Here is a 16,906-nt window from a genome sequence, read left to right on the forward strand (position 1 = left end):
GGCGGGAAACCGGTTTTGCGCGAAGGCGCGAGTCAGGGGCGCGAGACGCGCAGATTCGCGTACTCGCCGATCAGGGGCGCGAGACGCGTAGGTTCGCGTACTCGCCGATCAGCGGTGCCATCTGCCGGAAGCCGAGCTTGCCGCCGGGCAGCGGCTGCTCGTCGCGCCAGGAGAAGCTGACCAGCTCGTTGACCGCGAACGTGATCTCGCCCTGGTGGGCGGTGAGCCTTATCCGGTACGGGCCGTCGGCGTCCGCGACGTCCGGGATCGGGTCGGCGCCCTGCGCGACCAGGTGGAACCCGTAGCTCTTGCGCAGGTTGCAGGTGTGGAAGGCCCGCTCGGCCGGCCAGCGGCGGCGGAAGTACGAGACGTGGTACGTGTCCAGGTCGCCGTGGTGGTACTGCTCGTACGGCCCGGTGCGCGGCCGGAGGTCGAACAGATCCTCGCCGGCGCGGCCGCGGGCGTGGAAGAACAGGATGCACAGGCCGGGCTCGCGAATCGGCCAGAAATCCCACTCGACGGTGACGTCGGGTGGGAAGTCCTCCGGGCACCACAGCACCACGTTCGCGTCCTGACCGTCCTCGGCCGGGCGCACGCTCTCCAGCCGCAGCCGACCGAGCGGGAACGAGGTCGCGCCGTCGCCCTCGAGCCGGAACCCGTCGAGGTCGGTGGGGGAGGCGAGCGGGTTCTCGTAGTAGACCGTCATCAGCGCTTGCGTTTGAAGTCGCTGGATTCGCGGACGATCAGGTCCGGCTGGAAGATGACCTGTCTGTGCTTGTGCCGGTCCGCAGCCTCGACCTCCTCCTGCAGCAGCTCCATCGCGGACCGCCCGAGCAGCTCGGCGGGTTGCCGCACCGACGACAGCGGTACGGCGGCAGCCCGCGCGAAGTCGATGTCGTCGTACCCGACGATCGCCATGTCCCGCGGTACTCGGAGGCCGGCGACGGCCATACCCTGCAGGAATCCGAGCGCGAGCAGGTCGTTGGCGAGGAACGCCGCGGTCGGGCGGGACCGGGCGGGGAGCGCGGCGATGCGTTCACCGATCGCGCGGCCCTCGACGACGCCCATCACGTCGACCTCGTAGTGCTGGAGCTCGACGCCGCCGGCCTCCTCGACGGTCGCGGTGATCCCGGCCTGGCGATCCGCTACCTGCTGCATCGAGAACGGCCCACCGACGAAGGCGATCCGGCGATGACCGGCCTCGATCAGGTGGTTCCCCGCGAGACGTCCGCCCAGTTGATCGTCGACCGACACGGAGCACAGGCCGCGATCCGCCGTACGGTCCACGAGGACGACCGGCGTACCGCGATCCACCAGGGCGGCGAGGCGCGGATCGCTGCTGTCGAACGGGGTGATGAGGATGCCCATCACCCGCTGCTGCTCGAGCTGGTCGAGGTGATGACCTTCGCGGACCGGGTCGGTCTTGCTGTTGCACAGCATCACGACTGTGTCGTGCTCGTACGCGAGCGACTCGGCGCCTTCGGCGAGGTTGGTGAAGAACGGGTTGCTGACGTCGAGCACGACGAGGCCGACCGTGCGGCTCTTGCCCGCGCGGAGGTGCCGGGCCGCCTCGTTCCGGACGAATCCGAGGGCGTCGATGCTTGCTTGCACACGTTTGCGCGTGGCAGGCGCCACGATCGAAGGCCGGTTCAAGAAGTTGCTCACGGTCCCGACCGAAACCCCGGCCTCCCGCGCAACCTCCTTGATGCTGGGCGTAGCCATCATCCCCCGTCCAGCGTCTCGATCCTGTCTGCCGAGCAGTCTAGTCAGCCCGGATTGAATCGTCTAAATCCAAAGGACACCGCTGCGCGGCGGCTGTCCTGTTGGCCGCCTTCGGCGGCGCGCGGACTGCATCCAGGCCGTGCGGGTACCGGCGAAGCTCCAGGTCCCGCCGAGGACACCGCCGCGTGGAAAGGACACCGCTGCGCGGCGGCCGTTCTGTTGGCCGCCTTCGGCGGCGCGCGGGCTGCGTCTACGCCGTTCGGGTTCCGGCGAAGTTCCAGGTCCTGCGGGGGGCAGGCGCTGGACTTGCGACATCAAATGGGGACCGTGCACAAGGTATTGCCTGTGCAACGTCCCCATTTGGTATGCCCGGTTCCGGTGACGGTCTTCGGCGGTCGGCGCCGGCTGTGTCGCGGGCGACGCACTGCGCGCGCGATCGGGGCCGAGTGGCTACGCGTGCGGCTGTCGGTTGTGGACGGCGTACGTCAGGTAGGTCACTCGGGGAGCGGGCTCCGTGCGTGCCGGCTCCAGGGCTATGCGGTCCGCGTCGACGCCTTCGAACAGGCGGGTTCCGGCGCCGAACAGCACCGGCGACAGCGTGATGGTGAACTCGTCGATCAGGCCCGCGTTCAGGTACTGCAGGATCGTCTCGCCGCCGCCGGAGACGCGGACATCGCGGTCACCTGCGGCAGCGCGGGCCTGGTCGAGAGCCGCTTCGATGCCCTCGGTGACGAAGTGGAATGTCGTCCCGCCCGGCCGCTCCCACGGGTCGCGTTTGGTGTGTGTCACGACAAAGACCGGCGTATGGAACGGCGCCTCCTCCGGCCACGCCAACTCTCCGGCGTCGAACATCCGCCTGCCCATGACATTGGCGCCGATCCGCTCGTGCGTCGCCCGCGCGATCTCGTTGTCCCGGCCTTCCTCGCCGCCCTTGCCGAGTTTCAGGTTCTCCCGGAAGAACCGCTGCGGGAACGTGGCCTGATGCAGCTCCGACCACTGCGCCATCCAGCGCCGTACGCCCGGATCGTCCGGCTTCCTCGCAGGCCCGAAGAGATCCTCGACGGGCACCTCCGCAGGCGCGATGAACCCGTCCAGCGACATCGTCACGCTGAAGAACACCTTCCCGCCCATCAGCCCTCAGCCCCTTTCGCCAGGATCTCGGTGACATACGCGGCCAGCTTGCTCAGCGTCTGCCGGCCGCCCTCGACAGCGTGATACTTCTCGACCGCTTCGTCGCGCAGCTCCTGCGTAGGAAACACAGTGCGCATCTCGATCCGCGTCGCCATACCGTCGGGCTCGAACGTCAGCACCGACTCGAAGGCGTTCGGGTCGTCGCGGGACTCACCGTGCAGCAGCGCGATGCGTTCCGGCGGGGCGATCTCCGTCCACGAGATCCACTCGGCGTACTCCGTCCCGTCCGGCCCGCGCATCGCGAAGTCCCACACCCCGCCGACGTGGAACTCGAACGACCGCGTGGTCGTGGCAAACCCCTCCGGCCCCCACCATCGCGACAGATGCCGTACGTCGGTGAACGCCTCGAACACCAGCTCGCGCGGCGCGTCGATGACCCTGGAGATCACCACCTCCCGGCTGGCCGTCGCGGAACGCGCTCCCAGCTCGCCCATCAATCAGTCCTCCTGCCTCGCCTGCTTGAGCTCCTGCACGTACGCGTCCAGCCGGTCGAAGCTCTCGTTCCAGAACCGCTCGAAGCCGCCGGTCCACTCGTGAACCGGCCGCAACCCGCGGGCGTCCAGGCCGTACAAGCGCTGCTTGCCCGCCTTGCGGTCGCGCACCAGCCCGACTTCGCGGAGCACCCGCAGGTGCTTGGAGGCTCCCGGCTGGGACATTCCCAGCTCTTCGGCCAACTCGGTCACCGGCCGCTCGCCCGCCCGCAGCAGCACCAGGATCTGCCGGCGCTGCGGCTCCGCGATCGCGTTGAAGACGTCCGACGTGGTCGCTGCTCGTGCCATGCCAGCGATCATATGCCCATATCGGAATACGTCAACCCGGCCGACGATCAGAGTGCGAGTACGGCTCCGGCCGCGTGCAGGTCGTCCTGGAGGCGCCGTACGTCGATCTGCTGCACGGCACGCGCAGTCGCGACCGCTTGTGCCGCCGCGAGCCCGGCCGCCTGGCCGAGCATCTCGTACTGCACCTCCATCCGCACCGACGCGAACGCGACATGCGACGCACTCAGGCACACCGGGACCAGCAGGTTCCGGCAGTCGTCGTAGCGGGGCACGATGCAGCGGTACGGGATCTGGTACGGCGCGACGCCGACGGACAAGTAGCCCTCGTTGAACACCGACGCGACCGGATCCGGGTGCTCGTAGGCGACCGACCACGTCCGCTGCAGCTCGCGGACATCGATGTGATAGGAGCCCATGGCAACGGAGTCGTACTGAGCCGCGGGCCGGGGGAGCAGGTCGTGCTGCGTGAGGACGTACTCGCCGCGCATCCGGCGCGCCTCGCGGACGTACAGCTGGTGCGGGAGCCCGCCGGTGTCGGTGAACTCGTCCACCGGCAGGCCCCAGGCGGCCAAGCCGTCGCGCACCGACCTCGGTACGTCGGGGTCAGTGGTCATGAACCAGAGGAAGTCGCGGGTGTAGTCCTCGTGGCGACGGCGGATGCGTTCGCGTTCGGTGGGGTCGGCGTCGGGGTAGGCCCAGTTCGTTCCGTCGAGCAGGCTGAGCGACAGCGGGCCGATCGAGTTGCCGTCGCACTTGGCGTTGGGCAGGTTCGGCACGAGACCGATCACGTCGCCCGCGGACACCTCCACCCCGCCGGTCCGCAGTACGGCGAACCACCGCCGGGCCAACTCCCACTCGGCAGGGTCGTACCCGGCCCGCCGCTCGAACGGGATCCGGTCCGCGGCCTGCGTCAGACACACGCGATAGCCGTAGGCCATCACGCCGCCGTCGCCCGCGCCGACCTCCGCCAACGGACGCGCATGCACCAGCGGCAGGACCGCAGCCGGCTCATGTTCCGGAGATTTGCCGTACGGCGCTGGAGGTGTCGTCAGCGGCGACACGAAAGGTGGGAACTGGTGCTTCCCGGGCGCGAACTCCCGGCGCCCGGCGAGGCTTTCGCCGTACTTCGTCCTGCTCTCACGGCCGATGTCGTACGGGACACCGGCGGCGGCCATGAGGTCGCCTTCGTACGATGCATCGACGTACACGCCGGCCGTGTAGTCGCCGGCGGTCGTGCTGATCGCGGTGATGACGCCGTCCACCACCTGCGCGCCGGTGAGCGTCGCACCGAAGACGACGTCGACCTTGGCGTCCTCGACCCAACCGGTCAGAATCGCTTCCGCCACATGCGGCTCCGGACCGGCGAAGTGCCCGGGTGGTACGTCGTACCGCTCGGCGATCGCGAGCATGAACTCCCGCCCCAGACCGCCCAGCACCCGCGCATCGCCAAGGTCGGTATACCCAAGCCCACCCGACACCATCCCACCCAGATGCCGCCCCGGCTCCACCAACGTCACCTGCGCACCAGCCCGCGCAGCCGCCACCGCAGCGCACACCCCACCCGCCGTACCGCCATACACAACCACGTCACCCATCGCCCCAACCTACGACGCAGCAGCACGGGAAGAGACACCGCCGGGAAAGGACGCCGCTCCGCGGCGACAGTCCTCCTGGCCGCCTCCGGCGGCGCGCAGACGGTACCGCGCCCTCTCGGTACTGGCGCAGCCGACGGCCCTGCCAGACGAACGATGTGCTCGGCCCGCCGCGTGCTGTGGTGTGCGCTGCAGTGGCGATCTGCGGGGACGCGGCGGTGCACGGCGCGTGGACGGCCTTGGGGGCGGGGTGTGGGAACTGGGTGTGGCGGGCGGGGTGTGGGAACGGGGCGTGGCGGACGGGGTGCGGGGGAGGGGCACGGAGGATTGTGGGCGGCGGACGCTGGACTACGTGCGGCGGACCAGGTGTGCGAACCGCAAGCCGCGAACCACCGGCATCAGCGTCCTGTCCCGTGCCGACAACCAAGCTCAAGCTCTGCAGTTCCCACCGGGCGACCTGGCGTGTAACACCGTGTTCACAAATGGGCAACAGGTCCGTAATTGCTGGTTGGCACTGTCGGGGGCGGTCGGGCAGGTACACGTGAGGGCGCGGCCTCTACGAAGGGACGGACAGTTGACCTACAAGGCCGAGTACATCTGGATCGACGGCACGCAGCCCAGCGCGCGGTTGCGGTCGAAGACGAAGATCCTGGCGGACGGCGCCGAACTGCCGGACTGGGGGTTCGACGGGTCGAGCACCAACCAGGCGCCGGGTGACAACTCGGACTGCGTCCTCAAGCCGGTGTTCTCGTGCCCGGACCCGATCCGCGGCGGCGACCACAAGCTGGTGCTGTGCGAGGTCTACCTCGTCGACGGCACCCCGCACCCGACCAACAACCGCGCCAAGCTGCTCCCGGTCGCCGAACAGTTCGCCGAGCAGGACTCGTGGTTCGGCATCGAGCAGGAGTACACCTTCTTCCAGGAGGGTCGCCCGCTCGGCTTCCCGGCGGTCGGGTTCCCCGCGCCGCAGGGGCCGTACTACTGCGGCGTCGGCGCCGACGAGGTGTTCGGGCGCGACATCGTCGAGCGGCACCTGGACGCCTGCCTCGATGCGGGTCTGAAGGTCTCCGGTATCAACGCCGAGGTCATGCCCGGCCAGTGGGAGTTCCAGATCGGCCCGGCCGGACCGGTCGAGGTGGCCGACCACCTGTGGGTGGCGCGCTGGCTGCTGTACCGGATCGCCGAGGAGTACGACGTCGCCGCGACGCTGGACGCCAAGCCCGCGAAGGGTGACTGGAACGGCGCCGGCGCGCACACGAACTTCTCCACCCGCGCGATGCGCGAGGGGTACGACGCGATCATCACCGCGTGCGAGGCCCTCGGCGCCCCCGGCAAGGTCGAGGAGCACATCGCCGGGTACGGCGACGGCATCGAGGAGCGCCTCACCGGCGCCCACGAGACCGCCCCGCACGACGTCTACAGCTACGGCGTCTCGGACCGCGGCGCGTCGGTCCGCATCCCGTGGCAGGTCGAGGTCGACAAGAAGGGCTACATCGAGGACCGCCGCCCCAACGCGAACATCGACCCGTACAACGTCACCCGCCTCCTCGTGAACACCTGCTGCACTGCCCTGGAGAAGGCCGGCCAGGTCTGACGCAACCGTCTCAACCACTCCCCAGAAGCCGCATCATCCCTAGCTTCTGGGGAGTGTGTCTTGGCTTCGGGAGCATCCACAGGGAGTGGACCTGGGGTGGTGATCTGTCATGCTCGCGGGCGTGGAGGACGGGCTGACAGCAGAGCTTCGGTTGCCGTCGCCGCTCGTCGAGCTCGACGACGAACGGTTGCGGGCCGCGGGGGTACGGCTCCTGCTGAAGCGGGACGACCTGATTCACCCGGAAGTGCCCGGGAACAAGTGGCGGAAGCTGAAGTACAACATCGCCACTGCCCGGGAGCTGGGGTTCGGCATGCTGCTGACGTTCGGAGGCGCGTATTCGAACCACATCCGCGCGACCGCGGCGATCGGGGCGTACTGCGGATTCAGCACCATCGGGGTGATCCGAGGCGAGGAACATCTACCGCTGAACCCGTCGCTGCGGTACGCCGTCTCGCGCGGCATGCGGCTGACATACCTGGACCGTTCGACGTACCGCGAGAAGACCTCGGACGCCGTCATCAGGGCACTGCGTCAGGAATTCGAGGACTTCTACTTGATTCCCGAGGGCGGCAGTAATGCTGACGCTGTCCGGGGATGCGCGGAGTTGCCCGCAGAACTCGATGAATCCGTCGACGTGCTGTTCTGCGCGGTCGGCACCGGAGGAACCCTCGCAGGTGTCGCCGCCGGCCTACAGCCGAACCAACTGCTGATCGGAGTCCCAGTCCTCAAGGGCGCCACCTTCCTGGAGGACGAGATAGTCACCTTGCAGAACGAGGCGTACGGCGCCCGCACCGGAACATGGCGCCTCGAGCACAACTACCACTTCGGCGGCTACGCGAAACGGACACCCGAACTGGACAAGTTCCTCGATGACTTCGAGGCGCGACACGCTTTGCGCCTGGACTGGGTGTACGAGGCAAAGATGATGTACGCCCTCTACGACCAGGTCACCCGCGGCACTTTCCGTCGAGGCGCGACGCTCGTAGCGCTGATCAGCGGCTCCGGCAACGCGCCGGAAGCCTGATAACCACACTTCCAGCCACACCAACTGACAGTCACTTAAGCTGACGCTGCAGCTCTCGCCAAAGCCGAGCCCGAACCGCATCCGCGGCCAGCCCGCACCCGTCGCCGCCTCGATCCTCCGCCGGGACTCGGAGACTCGGGCATGGGTCCCGTCCCAGCATGGGCCGTGTCCCCGGGAGCCGTGGTCCACCGGTCAGTCCGGCACCCGAGCATCGCCATCACCACTCGCCGGAAACTCCCTGGTCGCCGGTGCCGGACTAATTCGTTCGCTCCGCTCGCCTTCGCGCTGTCCGTCGCGCAGCCCGCGCCTTCGCCGGGGCCCGGGTTGGGTTGGGCGGTGATGCGCGCCGCCGGAGGCGGCTGATGGGCTGCCGCCGCGAAGCGGTGTCCGCTGTTGATGCAATCACTTCAGATGTTGCCCGCGGGGTCGCGGAGGTCGGGCCTTCGCCGGGACCTGAATTGCGCGGGGCGTGATGCGCGCCGCCGGAGGCGGCCGAGGGACTGTCGCCGCGTAGCGGTGTCGTTTAGGCGTTCTTCGCCGCGCACTTCACGTGGGATGTGACTCGTGAGTAACATGTGGGGATGAGTCAGGTGTTGGGGTTGTGGGAGCGGTTGCGGGGTGTGCCCGGTGGGGAGCGGGTGTTTTCTTGGGGGTTTGCGTGGAAGGCGCCGTACTTTTGGTCGGTTCGGCCGCGGTTCGTGCAGGTCAGTCCTAACTTTGCGGCGCTTACCTTGCCCAAGCGGCGGGCGGTGTTGAATCACATTGGGACCGTGCATGCGATTGCCGTGTGCAACGGGCTCGAGGCGGCGATGGGGGCGCTCGCGGAGGCGACGGTGCCGGCGGGGAAGCGGTGGTTGCCGAAGGGGATGGAGGTTTCGTACCTCGCCAAGTCGACGTCGGACCTGACGTGCTCGGCGGAGACCGATCCGGACGCCTGGACCTCGGGACCCGACGTGCCGGTGAAGGTGAAGGCCACCCGTGACGACGGCACCGTGGTCGTCGAAGGCACCATCCACCTGTGGGTCACGGACAAGAAGGCGACCCACGAACGGGCGACCGACAACTAGGCGACCGACAAGCAGGCGACCGCCAAGAACGCGACCGACGAGAAATAGCCCCCCGCTTACCACGATGTCCGGCGTAAGGTCTGCGGGTGACTGAACTGCGGGTGGTGGATGTCGTCGAGGAGCAGCTCGACTCGGTGTGGCAGGTGCGGAACCGGTCGTTCGGGCCGGGTGGGGACCGCGAGGAGTGGACCAAGAACGCGCGCACGTTCATCGCCGACGGCCGGATGCTCGGCGTCCAGGACGGCGACGTACTGGTCGCGGCCGCGCGGATCTGGCCGTTCGAGCAGTGGTGGCAGGGGCGGCGGGTGCCGATGGGCGGGGTGGCCGGCGTCGTGGTCGCTCCGGAGTACCGCGGTCGTGGTGTCGGCAGTCTGCTGATGCGCGGCGTACTGCGCCGGTGCGCGGAGAAGGGCTACCCGCTGACCGGCCTGTATCCGGCGACGACGGTGCTCTACCGCCGCCTCGGCTACGAGTTCGCCGGCAGCCGCTACAGGTTCTCCTTCCAGGCGGCCGACCTGCGCACTCTCGGCGGCAGCGGTACGGCGGTACGCAAAGCCGGCCCGGCCGACGCGGACCGGTTCCTGGAGCTGGCGTCGAAGGCGCACGAGACCAGGCGGTCGAGCGGGCCGCTGATCTGGCCGCGGTCCGAGATCGTGTCCTGGCTCGAGGACGAGGACAACTTCGCCTACCTCGCCGACGACGGGTTCGTCGTCTACAACTGGTCCGACGGCGACCTGGCCGTCGATGAGCTGATCGCAGGTTCGGAGGAGACCGCGCGGGCGCTGTGGGCGACCGTCGGCTCGGGTGCCTCGATCGCGCGGACCGTGCACGCGTACTGCGCTCCGTTCGACCCGATCCACCTGCTCGCCGAACACGAGGCCGACGGCGACGCGCGCACCGTCCGCTGGATGCTCCGCCTGATCGACGCCCCGGCCGCGCTCGCGGCGCGCGGTTTCCCGGAAAACGTCGTACTCGAGGCCGACCTGCGGATCGACGACCCCGAGCTGCCCACGAACACCGGCGACTGGCACCTGTCGATCGCGAACGGCTCGGCGCGGCTCACCGCGTCCGAGCCGTCGCCTGACGCGCTCCGCCTCGGCGCCCGCGGTCTGGCCGCGCTGTACGCCGGTACGCCGCTGGCCGCGCTCCGTGGCGCCGGACTCGCCACCGGGGCAGACGTACTCGACCCAGCGCTGGACGCAGTCTTCGGCAGCCCAGCGCCGTACATGCTCGACTACTTCTAGACCGGCGCGTCGATTTCAGTCCGCCCAACGCCTCCGATTAGGGTTGTCGAACAAACGTTCGGAGGTGGTCCATGCGGGTGCTCGGCGTCGACCCGGGACTGACTCGGTGCGGCCTTGGCGTCGTCGAGGGCACACCGGGGAAGCCGCCGGCGCTGGTCGCCGTCGGGGTGATCCGGACGCCGGCCGAGCTGGACGTGTCCAAGCGGCTGGTCCAGATCGAGGCGGAGCTCGACGAGTGGATCGCGCGGCACCAGCCGGACGCGGTCGCGGTCGAGCGGGTGTTCGCGCAGCACAACGTCCGGACCGTGATGGGGACGGCGCAGGCATCGGGGGTCGCGATGGTCGTCGCCGCGCGGCGCGGGCTGCCGGTCGCGCTGCACACGCCGAGTGAGGTGAAGGCCGCGGTCACCGGATCGGGCCGCGCCGACAAGGAGCAGGTGACCACGATGGTCACCCGGATCCTCAAGCTGAGCGAGCGTCCGACGCCCGCCGACGCCGCGGACGCGCTGGCGCTGGCGATCTGCCAGGTCTGGCGCGGCGGCGTGGCGAGCAAGTTGCAGCAGGCGGCCACGAGCCGGTCCAACCTCGAGGCGGCCGCGCAGGCGCAGTCGCGGCTGCAGGTGGCGAGGTTGAGGGCCGCGGTGGCGGCGCAGCAGGGCAAGCGGTGAGCACGGATTTGAACGGGCTTGGAGGTTGGCGATGATCGCCTTTGTGCGGGGACCGGTGGCGGCCATCGGAGTGGACAGCGCCGTGGTCGAGGTCGGGGGAGTGGGCCTGCAGGTGTACTGCGACCCGGGCACGCTGGCGGGTCTGCGGCCGGGGCAGGAGGCCCGGATCTCGACGTCGATGGTGGTCCGCGAGGACTCGCTGACGCTGTACGGGTTCGCGGACGACGACGCGAAGAACCTGTTCGAGCTGTTGCAGACCGCGTCCGGCGTCGGGCCGAAGCTGGCCCAGGCCGCGCTCGCGGTGCTGAGCCCGGACCAGCTGCGGCAGGCCGTCGCGACCGAGGATCTCGCCGTACTCGTGAAGGTTCCCGGCATCGGGAAGAAGGGCGCGCAGCGGATCGTCCTGGAGCTCAAGGACAAGATCGGCGCCCCGTCCAAGACGGTGAGCGGTCGGCCGCTGCAGGTCCAGGAGGCGTGGCGCGAACAGGTGCACGCCGGTCTCGTCGGTCTGGGCTGGTCGGCGCGCGACGCCGAGGACGCGGTCACCGCCGTGTCGCCGCTCGCCGCCGAGAACCCGAACCCCTCCGTTCCCGATCTGCTGCGCGCCGCGCTGCGCGTGCTGTCCAAGGCGTGATCCATGGAAGACAACGTTCGGCCCCTCGTCTCCGCGGACGCGGTGGACCTCGAGGAACGCAAGATCGAGTCCGCCCTGAGGCCGCGGTCACTCGCCGAGTTCGGCGGGCAGCGCCGGGTCAGCGAGCAGCTCGAACTGGTGCTGCACGCGGCTCGTGGGCGCAACCGCGCGCCTGACCACGTGCTGCTGTCCGGTCCGCCCGGTCTGGGCAAGACCACGCTGGCGATGATCATCGCGAGCGAGATGTCCGCGCCACTGCGCGTCACCAGCGGTCCGGCCATCCAGCACGCCGGCGACCTGGCCGCGATCCTGTCCGGGCTGAGCGAGGGCGAAGTCCTGTTCCTGGACGAGATCCACCGGATGTCCCGGCCGGCCGAAGAGCTGCTGTACATGGCGATGGAGGACTTCCGCGTCGACGTGATCGTCGGCAAGGGGCCTGGCGCGACCGCGATCCCGCTGGAGATCCCGCCGTTCACCCTGGTCGGCGCGACCACGCGCGCGGGTCTGTTGCCCGGGCCGCTGCGGGACCGGTTCGGCTTCACCGGTCACCTCGAGTTCTACGACGCCGCCGAGCTGGAGAAGATCGTGAACCGCTCGGCAGCGCTGCTCGAGGTCGACATCACCCCCGAGGGCGCGACCGAGATCGCGTCCCGGTCGCGCGGTACGCCGCGGATCGCGAACCGGCTGCTCCGCCGGGTCCGCGACTACGCCGAGGTCCGGGCGGACGGCATCATCACGCTCGCGCTGTCGAAGGCCGCGCTGGACCTGTACGAGGTCGACAAGATGGGTCTCGACCGGCTCGACCGGTCGGTCCTGGACGCCCTCTGCCGGCGGTTCGGCGGCGGGCCGGTCGGTCTGTCGACACTCGCGGTTGCGGTCGGAGAAGAACGTGAGACCGTGGAGGAAGTAGCGGAACCTTTCCTGGTCCGGTCGGGCTACCTGGCCCGGACGCCGCGCGGCCGCGTCGCCACGCCCGCGGCCTGGCGGCACATCGGGCTGAAGGTGCCGAAGGGCGCGACGTTCGCCGACACGCTTTTCGACACCGACGAGGACTGAAGGAATCCGTCCCAACTGAAGAAACGACCACCGGGAACCTCCGTCGGTCGCGGAACGTAGACACTCCGTAGCGAGTAACGCAAACGTGACCCGGCGTCATGCGGCAGTTGTTGACGCTCGGCGTTAGACTCCCCGGTGGCCTGACCTCCAGGTCGTTCCCGCTGCGACCCGCGCACTGGCGCGGGGCCCGCTTCCACCGACCCGACGAAGGATTCTGAGACCCGATGCAACTCCTCGCCGTACCGATGGCCTCCTCCGGGGGTGGCGGTGGCATCACGCTGCTGCTGCCGCTGATCCTGATCGTCGGAATGATCTGGTTCATGAGCCGCACGCAGAAGAAGCAGCGTCAGCGGCAGGCCGAGACCGTGGCCGCGCTCAAGCCCGGCACCAAGGTGATCACCACCAGCGGTCTGGTCGGCATCGTCGAGGAGACCGACGACGACTACGTGACGCTCGAGATCTCCGAGGGCGTGCTCGTGCAGGTCGTCAAGGCCGCCATCGGCCGGGTGCTTCCGGACGAGGACGGCGCCGACGAGGACAGCGCCACGGACACCGACGACAGCGCCGACACGGCCGAGTCGACCGAGCCGGCGGCTGCCGCGTCCGCCGACGAGTCGACGACGCCCGAGAAGGTCGACGTACCGGACGCCGGTGGGGACAAGGCCGACGGCAAGGTCCAGGACAAGCCGAAGCTGCCGCCGACGCACACCGAGAACTGAGCTTTCCGTCCCAACGGCCTGCGGCGCGGCGTTCGGCGTCCACCTGACGGTGCGGCGCGCCCAGAAGTACAAAGGTTGAAACTGACGTGGCAACGACTTCGACATCCCGTCCCGGGCGGAGCCTGATCACCTTGCTGGTGGTCCTGGTGCTGCTGTTCGGGATCATGGCGCTGACCAAGACCTGGAAGCCCAAGCTGGGACTGGACCTGCGCGGCGGCACCACCATCACGCTGACCGCCAGCACCATCGACGGCACCGGCAAGGTCACCGCCGAGCAGTTGAACGAGGCGAAGAACATCATCAGCCAGCGCGTCAACGGCGCCGGCGTCGCCGAGTCGGACATCACCACGTCCGGGTCGAACCACATCAACGTGGCCGTCCCGGGTGCCACGAAGGAATCGCTCGTGTCGCAGGTCGGCCAGACGGCGCTGCTCTACTTCCGGGTGGTGTACGACGCCCAGGCCGCCGCGGCACCGCCGGCGCCGACCACCACCCCCAGTACGACGCCCGGTACGACGCCGAAGCCGAGCACCACGCCCAAGCCGGGGACGTCCGTCACGCCGAGCGCCACGGTCAAGCCCTCCGGCGCCGCCAGCACCACGCCGAGCAGCACGCCGAAGGGCCGCGCGTGGTCGAGCGCGCTCGGCGAGGCCACGCCGACGCCGACCCCGAAGCCCAGTACGACGCCCAAGCCCAGCACCACCCCGAGCGCGGCCCCGAGTGCGACCCCGTCCACGCCGGCCGCCGGGGGCGACGGGCTGAACTACACGCCGGACGCGGCCACGCAGGCGGCGTTCGCGGCCTTCAAGTGCGGTGACAAGCAGGTCGACGACCCGAACAAGGCGATCTTCTCCTGCGACCGCGCGAAGCAGTACAAGTACCTGCTCGGCCCGGCGATCCTGAAGGGCACCGACCTGTCGGACGCCACCGCCGGCATCCCGCAGAACGGCCTGCAGTGGCAGGTCAACCTGAAGTTCACCGGCGAGGGCGGCGACAAGTTCCTCAAGGCCACCACGGCGATCTCGCAGCGCGGCCAGGGCCAGAACCTGTTCGCGATCGTGCTCGACGGCGAGACCATCTCGACGCCGAGCGTGGAGAACCCGATCCCCGGCGGCGAGGCGCAGATCACCGGTACCTTCACCGAGTCCGACGCCCGCGACCTGGCGAACGTGCTGAAGTACGGCGCGCTGCCGGTCAAGTTCGACATCTCGTCGGTGGAGACGGTCTCGCCACAGCTCGGCGGTGACCAGCTGTCGGCGGGGATCTGGGCCGGCATCATCGGCCTCGCCCTGGTCGTCGTGTTCTGCTTCCTGTACTACCGCGGCCTCGGCCTGGTCGTCGTGCTGTCGCTCGCCGCGGCCGCGCTCCTCACCGGAGCCCTGGTGATCCTGCTCGGCAAGGCGATCGGCTTCACGCTGACGCTGGCCGGTATCGCGGGTCTGATCGTCGCGGTCGGTATCACCGCGGACTCGTTCATCATCTACTTCGAACGACTCCGCGACGAGGTCCGGGAAGGCCGCAGCCTGCGGTCCTCGGTCGAGACCGGCTGGGCGCGCGCCAAGCACACGATCATCGCGGCCGACTCGATCTCGCTGCTGGCCGCGATCGTGCTGTACGTGCTGGCGATCGGCAGTGTCCGGGGCTTCGCGTTCACGCTCGGCCTGACCACGCTGATCGACCTGGTGGTGGTCTTCCTGTTCACCAAGCCGCTGGTAACACTGCTGGCCCGGACCGACTTCTTCGGCCACGGCCACAAGCTGTCCGGCCTGGACCCGGAGCATCTCGGCGTCGAACGCCTGCCCGGCCAGACGAAACCGTCGGACCGGCCCCGCCGGACGCCGTCGACGCGCAAGCCGGTGGGAGGGGAGGTCTGATGTCGAAGCTCGGACAGCTCGGTGCCAAGCTGCACCGCGGTGAGGCGTCGTACGACTTCATCGGGCACCGCAAGTTCTGGTTCACGCTCTCGGTCGTCCTGGTCGTGATCTCGCTGGGCGGCCTGTTCGCCCGCGGCCTGGCGCTCGGCATCGAGTTCAAGGGCGGCGTCGAGTACGAGGCCAAGGTCAAGGTCACCGACAACACCGTGCAGGATTTCGGTGACGCGGTGAAGGCGACCAACGCCAAGGACCTCGGCGACCCGGTCGTCACCACGATCAACAACGAGAAGGTCCGGGTCCAGACCAAGCCGCTGGCGCAGGCCGACATCGGCCGGGTCCGGGAGGCGATCGCCAAGGAAGCCGGCATCCCGGCGAACCAGGTGACCTCGCAGCAGATCGGCGCCTCGTGGGGCCAGCAGATCGCGAACAAGGCGATCCTCGCGCTGGTCGTGTTCCTGGTCCTGGTGTTCGGGGTGATCTGGGCCTACTTCCGGGAGGCCAAGGCGTCGATGGCGGCGATCATCGCGCTGGTCCACGACGTCACGATCACGGTCGGCCTGTACGCGCTGATCGGCTTCGACGTCACGCCGGCCACGGTGATCGGCGTGCTGACGATCCTCGGGTACTCGCTGTACGACACCGTCGTGGTGTTCGACAAGGTCCGCGAGAACACCCGCGGGATCACCGGCTCGAACCGGCTCACCTACTCGGACGCGACCAACCTGGCCGTCAACCAGACCGTGGTCCGGTCGATCAACACCACCGTCACCGCACTGCTCCCGGTCGGCGCGATCCTCGTCGTCGGTACGGCGGTACTCGGCACCGGCCCGCTGAAGGACCTGTCGCTGGCGCTGTTCGTCGGTATCGCGGTCGGCGCGTACTCGTCGATCTTCATCGCACCGTCGCTGCTCGCGGTCTTCAAGGAGCGCGAGCCGGGCATGCAGGCGCTGAGCAAGCGGGTGGCCGCGAAGAAGGCCCAGGCCGCCGCGGCCGCCGCCGCTCCGGTCGGGGTGGCGACCGCCGGTGCGCCGGCCGGCGCCGCGGCGCGGACCGCCGTACAGGACAAGCCACGGCAGGCGAACCGGGCGACCGGTGCGGCACCGACGCCGTCGTCGCGTCCGATGAAGGCGACAGCCGCGGGACGCCCGCAGCCGACCCGCAAGCCGCGATCGAAGCGCGGTAAGTGATGCGGTCGCTGGAGCAGGTCCTCGCCGACGGCATCCGCGACATCCCGGACTACCCGCAGCCCGGCGTGCTGTTCAAGGACATCACCCCGCTGCTGGCCGACCACACCGGCTTCACGCAGGTCGTGGAGGCGCTGGCGGCGGCCGGGAAGGACGACGACGGCAACCCCGTCGTCGACAAGGTGGTCGGGATCGAGGCGCGCGGGTTCATCCTGGCCGCCCCGGTCGCGCTCGCGCTCGGCGCCGGGTTCGTCCCGGTGCGCAAGAAGGGCAAGCTGCCCGCGGCGACGTACGAGGAGTCGTACGCGCTGGAGTACGGTGAGGCGACGATCGAGGTGCACCAGGACGCGTTCGCGCCCGGTGACCGGGTGCTCGTCGTCGACGACGTGCTCGCGACCGGCGGCACGGTCGAGGCCTGCCTGCGGCTGATCCGGCGCTGCGGCGCCGAGGTGGCGGGCACCGCGGTGCTGCTCGAACTCTCCTTCCTGCCCGGCCGCAAGCGGCTCGGCAACGAGAACCTCACCGCCCTGCTGACGGTCTGATTCCGGGCAAACTCTC

Annotated in this window: 17 protein-coding genes; 11 read left to right on the forward strand and 6 right to left on the reverse strand. The window is 69.4% G+C overall.

Going from position 1 to position 16,906, the window contains the following annotated elements; translation table 11 throughout:
* Positions 1 to 70: 70 nt before the first annotated feature.
* The 6 genes from ABN611_RS27840 to ABN611_RS27865 all read right to left on the reverse strand — a co-directional run bounded on the left by ABN611_RS27840 (position 71) and on the right by ABN611_RS27865 (position 5,287).
* Positions 71 to 706 carry a DUF1961 family protein gene (locus ABN611_RS27840; protein ID WP_350275201.1) on the reverse strand — a complete coding sequence of 212 codons (636 nt, stop codon included), beginning with the start codon at positions 704 to 706 and terminating at the stop codon, positions 71 to 73.
* Entirely contained in the window at positions 706 to 1,665 is a 960-nt protein-coding gene (locus ABN611_RS27845; RefSeq protein ID WP_350275202.1) for a LacI family DNA-binding transcriptional regulator, read from the reverse strand. The genes ABN611_RS27840 and ABN611_RS27845 overlap by 1 nt, the downstream gene beginning before the upstream one ends.
* A gap of 507 nt (positions 1,666 to 2,172) precedes the next feature.
* Positions 2,173 to 2,853, reverse strand: coding sequence for a dihydrofolate reductase family protein (locus tag ABN611_RS27850; protein WP_350275203.1), 681 nt, complete (start codon positions 2,851 to 2,853; stop codon positions 2,173 to 2,175).
* Positions 2,853 to 3,347, reverse strand: coding sequence for an SRPBCC family protein (locus tag ABN611_RS27855; protein WP_350275204.1), 495 nt, complete (start codon positions 3,345 to 3,347; stop codon positions 2,853 to 2,855). Before ABN611_RS27855 ends, ABN611_RS27850 begins: the two co-directional genes overlap by 1 nt.
* Positions 3,348 to 3,350: 3 nt before the next feature.
* Positions 3,351 to 3,692 (reverse strand): metalloregulator ArsR/SmtB family transcription factor, encoded by a 342-nt coding sequence (locus ABN611_RS27860; RefSeq protein WP_350275205.1) that lies wholly within the window; start codon positions 3,690 to 3,692, stop codon positions 3,351 to 3,353.
* A gap of 47 nt (positions 3,693 to 3,739) precedes the next feature.
* On the reverse strand, positions 3,740 to 5,287 hold the full coding sequence (locus ABN611_RS27865) for an FAD-dependent oxidoreductase (protein WP_350275206.1): 1,548 nt from the start codon (positions 5,285 to 5,287) through the stop codon (positions 3,740 to 3,742).
* 571 nt (positions 5,288 to 5,858) lie between these two features.
* Between ABN611_RS27865 and glnII the strand changes: the two genes are divergently transcribed.
* The 11 genes from glnII to ABN611_RS27920 all read left to right on the forward strand — a co-directional run bounded on the left by glnII (position 5,859) and on the right by ABN611_RS27920 (position 16,890).
* Positions 5,859 to 6,878, forward strand: coding sequence for a glutamine synthetase (gene glnII / locus ABN611_RS27870; protein WP_350275207.1), 1,020 nt, complete (start codon positions 5,859 to 5,861; stop codon positions 6,876 to 6,878).
* A gap of 109 nt (positions 6,879 to 6,987) precedes the next feature.
* A complete protein-coding gene (locus tag ABN611_RS27875) occupies positions 6,988 to 7,902 on the forward strand; it encodes a pyridoxal-phosphate dependent enzyme (protein WP_350275208.1) in 915 nt (304 codons plus the stop codon).
* A gap of 581 nt (positions 7,903 to 8,483) precedes the next feature.
* On the forward strand, positions 8,484 to 8,969 hold the full coding sequence (locus tag ABN611_RS27880) for a hotdog fold domain-containing protein (protein ID WP_350275209.1): 486 nt from the start codon (positions 8,484 to 8,486) through the stop codon (positions 8,967 to 8,969).
* Positions 8,970 to 9,055: 86 nt separating this feature from the next.
* Positions 9,056 to 10,213 carry a GNAT family N-acetyltransferase gene (locus ABN611_RS27885; protein ID WP_350275210.1) on the forward strand — a complete coding sequence of 386 codons (1,158 nt, stop codon included), beginning with the start codon at positions 9,056 to 9,058 and terminating at the stop codon, positions 10,211 to 10,213.
* 71 nt (positions 10,214 to 10,284) lie between these two features.
* Complete coding sequence (gene ruvC, locus ABN611_RS27890) at positions 10,285 to 10,881, forward strand: crossover junction endodeoxyribonuclease RuvC (protein ID WP_350275211.1); 597 nt, start codon at positions 10,285 to 10,287, stop codon at positions 10,879 to 10,881.
* Positions 10,882 to 10,912: 31 nt separating this feature from the next.
* Positions 10,913 to 11,515 carry a Holliday junction branch migration protein RuvA gene (ruvA, locus tag ABN611_RS27895; RefSeq protein ID WP_350275212.1) on the forward strand — a complete coding sequence of 201 codons (603 nt, stop codon included), beginning with the start codon at positions 10,913 to 10,915 and terminating at the stop codon, positions 11,513 to 11,515.
* Positions 11,516 to 11,518: 3 nt separating this feature from the next.
* Positions 11,519 to 12,571, forward strand: coding sequence for a Holliday junction branch migration DNA helicase RuvB (gene ruvB / locus ABN611_RS27900; RefSeq protein WP_350275213.1), 1,053 nt, complete (start codon positions 11,519 to 11,521; stop codon positions 12,569 to 12,571).
* A 224-nt stretch (positions 12,572 to 12,795) separates the two neighbouring features.
* Positions 12,796 to 13,290, forward strand: coding sequence for a preprotein translocase subunit YajC (yajC, locus tag ABN611_RS27905; RefSeq protein ID WP_350275214.1), 495 nt, complete (start codon positions 12,796 to 12,798; stop codon positions 13,288 to 13,290).
* 125 nt (positions 13,291 to 13,415) lie between these two features.
* Positions 13,416 to 15,164, forward strand: a complete 1,749-nt coding sequence (gene secD, locus ABN611_RS27910) for a protein translocase subunit SecD (protein ID WP_350281694.1) — start codon at positions 13,416 to 13,418, stop codon at positions 15,162 to 15,164.
* The gene (secF, locus tag ABN611_RS27915; RefSeq protein WP_350275215.1) at positions 15,164 to 16,351 is read left to right on the forward strand and encodes a protein translocase subunit SecF; all 1,188 of its coding nucleotides are present in this window, start codon (positions 15,164 to 15,166) and stop codon (positions 16,349 to 16,351) included. The genes secD and secF overlap by 1 nt, the downstream gene beginning before the upstream one ends.
* Positions 16,351 to 16,890: an adenine phosphoribosyltransferase gene (locus tag ABN611_RS27920; protein WP_350275216.1), complete on the forward strand. Its 540-nt coding sequence runs from the start codon at positions 16,351 to 16,353 to the stop codon at positions 16,888 to 16,890. The genes secF and ABN611_RS27920 overlap by 1 nt, the downstream gene beginning before the upstream one ends.
* Positions 16,891 to 16,906: the final 16 nt, after the last annotated feature.

It is taken from the genome of Kribbella sp. HUAS MG21, assembly GCF_040254265.1.
In the GTDB taxonomy this organism is placed as follows: Bacteria; Actinomycetota; Actinomycetes; order Propionibacteriales; family Kribbellaceae; genus Kribbella.

Bases quoted from the DNA above. Each gene is read 5' to 3' on its own strand.
- ABN611_RS27855 (WP_350275204.1), bottom strand. From the start codon at position 3,347: ATGGGCGAGCTGGGAGCGCGTTCCGCGACGGCCAGCCGGGAGGTGGTG.
- ruvB (WP_350275213.1), top strand. From the start codon at position 11,519: ATGGAAGACAACGTTCGGCCCCTCGTCTCCGCGGACGCGGTGGACCTC.
- ABN611_RS27880 (WP_350275209.1), top strand. From the start codon at position 8,484: ATGAGTCAGGTGTTGGGGTTGTGGGAGCGGTTGCGGGGTGTGCCCGGT.
- secF (WP_350275215.1), top strand. From the start codon at position 15,164: ATGTCGAAGCTCGGACAGCTCGGTGCCAAGCTGCACCGCGGTGAGGCG.
- ABN611_RS27920 (WP_350275216.1), top strand. From the start codon at position 16,351: ATGCGGTCGCTGGAGCAGGTCCTCGCCGACGGCATCCGCGACATCCCG.
- ABN611_RS27865 (WP_350275206.1), bottom strand. From the start codon at position 5,287: ATGGGTGACGTGGTTGTGTATGGCGGTACGGCGGGTGGGGTGTGCGCT.
- ABN611_RS27850 (WP_350275203.1), bottom strand. From the start codon at position 2,853: ATGGGCGGGAAGGTGTTCTTCAGCGTGACGATGTCGCTGGACGGGTTC.
- ruvA (WP_350275212.1), top strand. From the start codon at position 10,913: ATGATCGCCTTTGTGCGGGGACCGGTGGCGGCCATCGGAGTGGACAGC.
- ABN611_RS27840 (WP_350275201.1), bottom strand. From the start codon at position 706: ATGACGGTCTACTACGAGAACCCGCTCGCCTCCCCCACCGACCTCGAC.
- ruvC (WP_350275211.1), top strand. From the start codon at position 10,285: ATGCGGGTGCTCGGCGTCGACCCGGGACTGACTCGGTGCGGCCTTGGC.
- yajC (WP_350275214.1), top strand. From the start codon at position 12,796: ATGCAACTCCTCGCCGTACCGATGGCCTCCTCCGGGGGTGGCGGTGGC.
- ABN611_RS27860 (WP_350275205.1), bottom strand. From the start codon at position 3,692: ATGGCACGAGCAGCGACCACGTCGGACGTCTTCAACGCGATCGCGGAG.
- ABN611_RS27875 (WP_350275208.1), top strand. From the start codon at position 6,988: ATGCTCGCGGGCGTGGAGGACGGGCTGACAGCAGAGCTTCGGTTGCCG.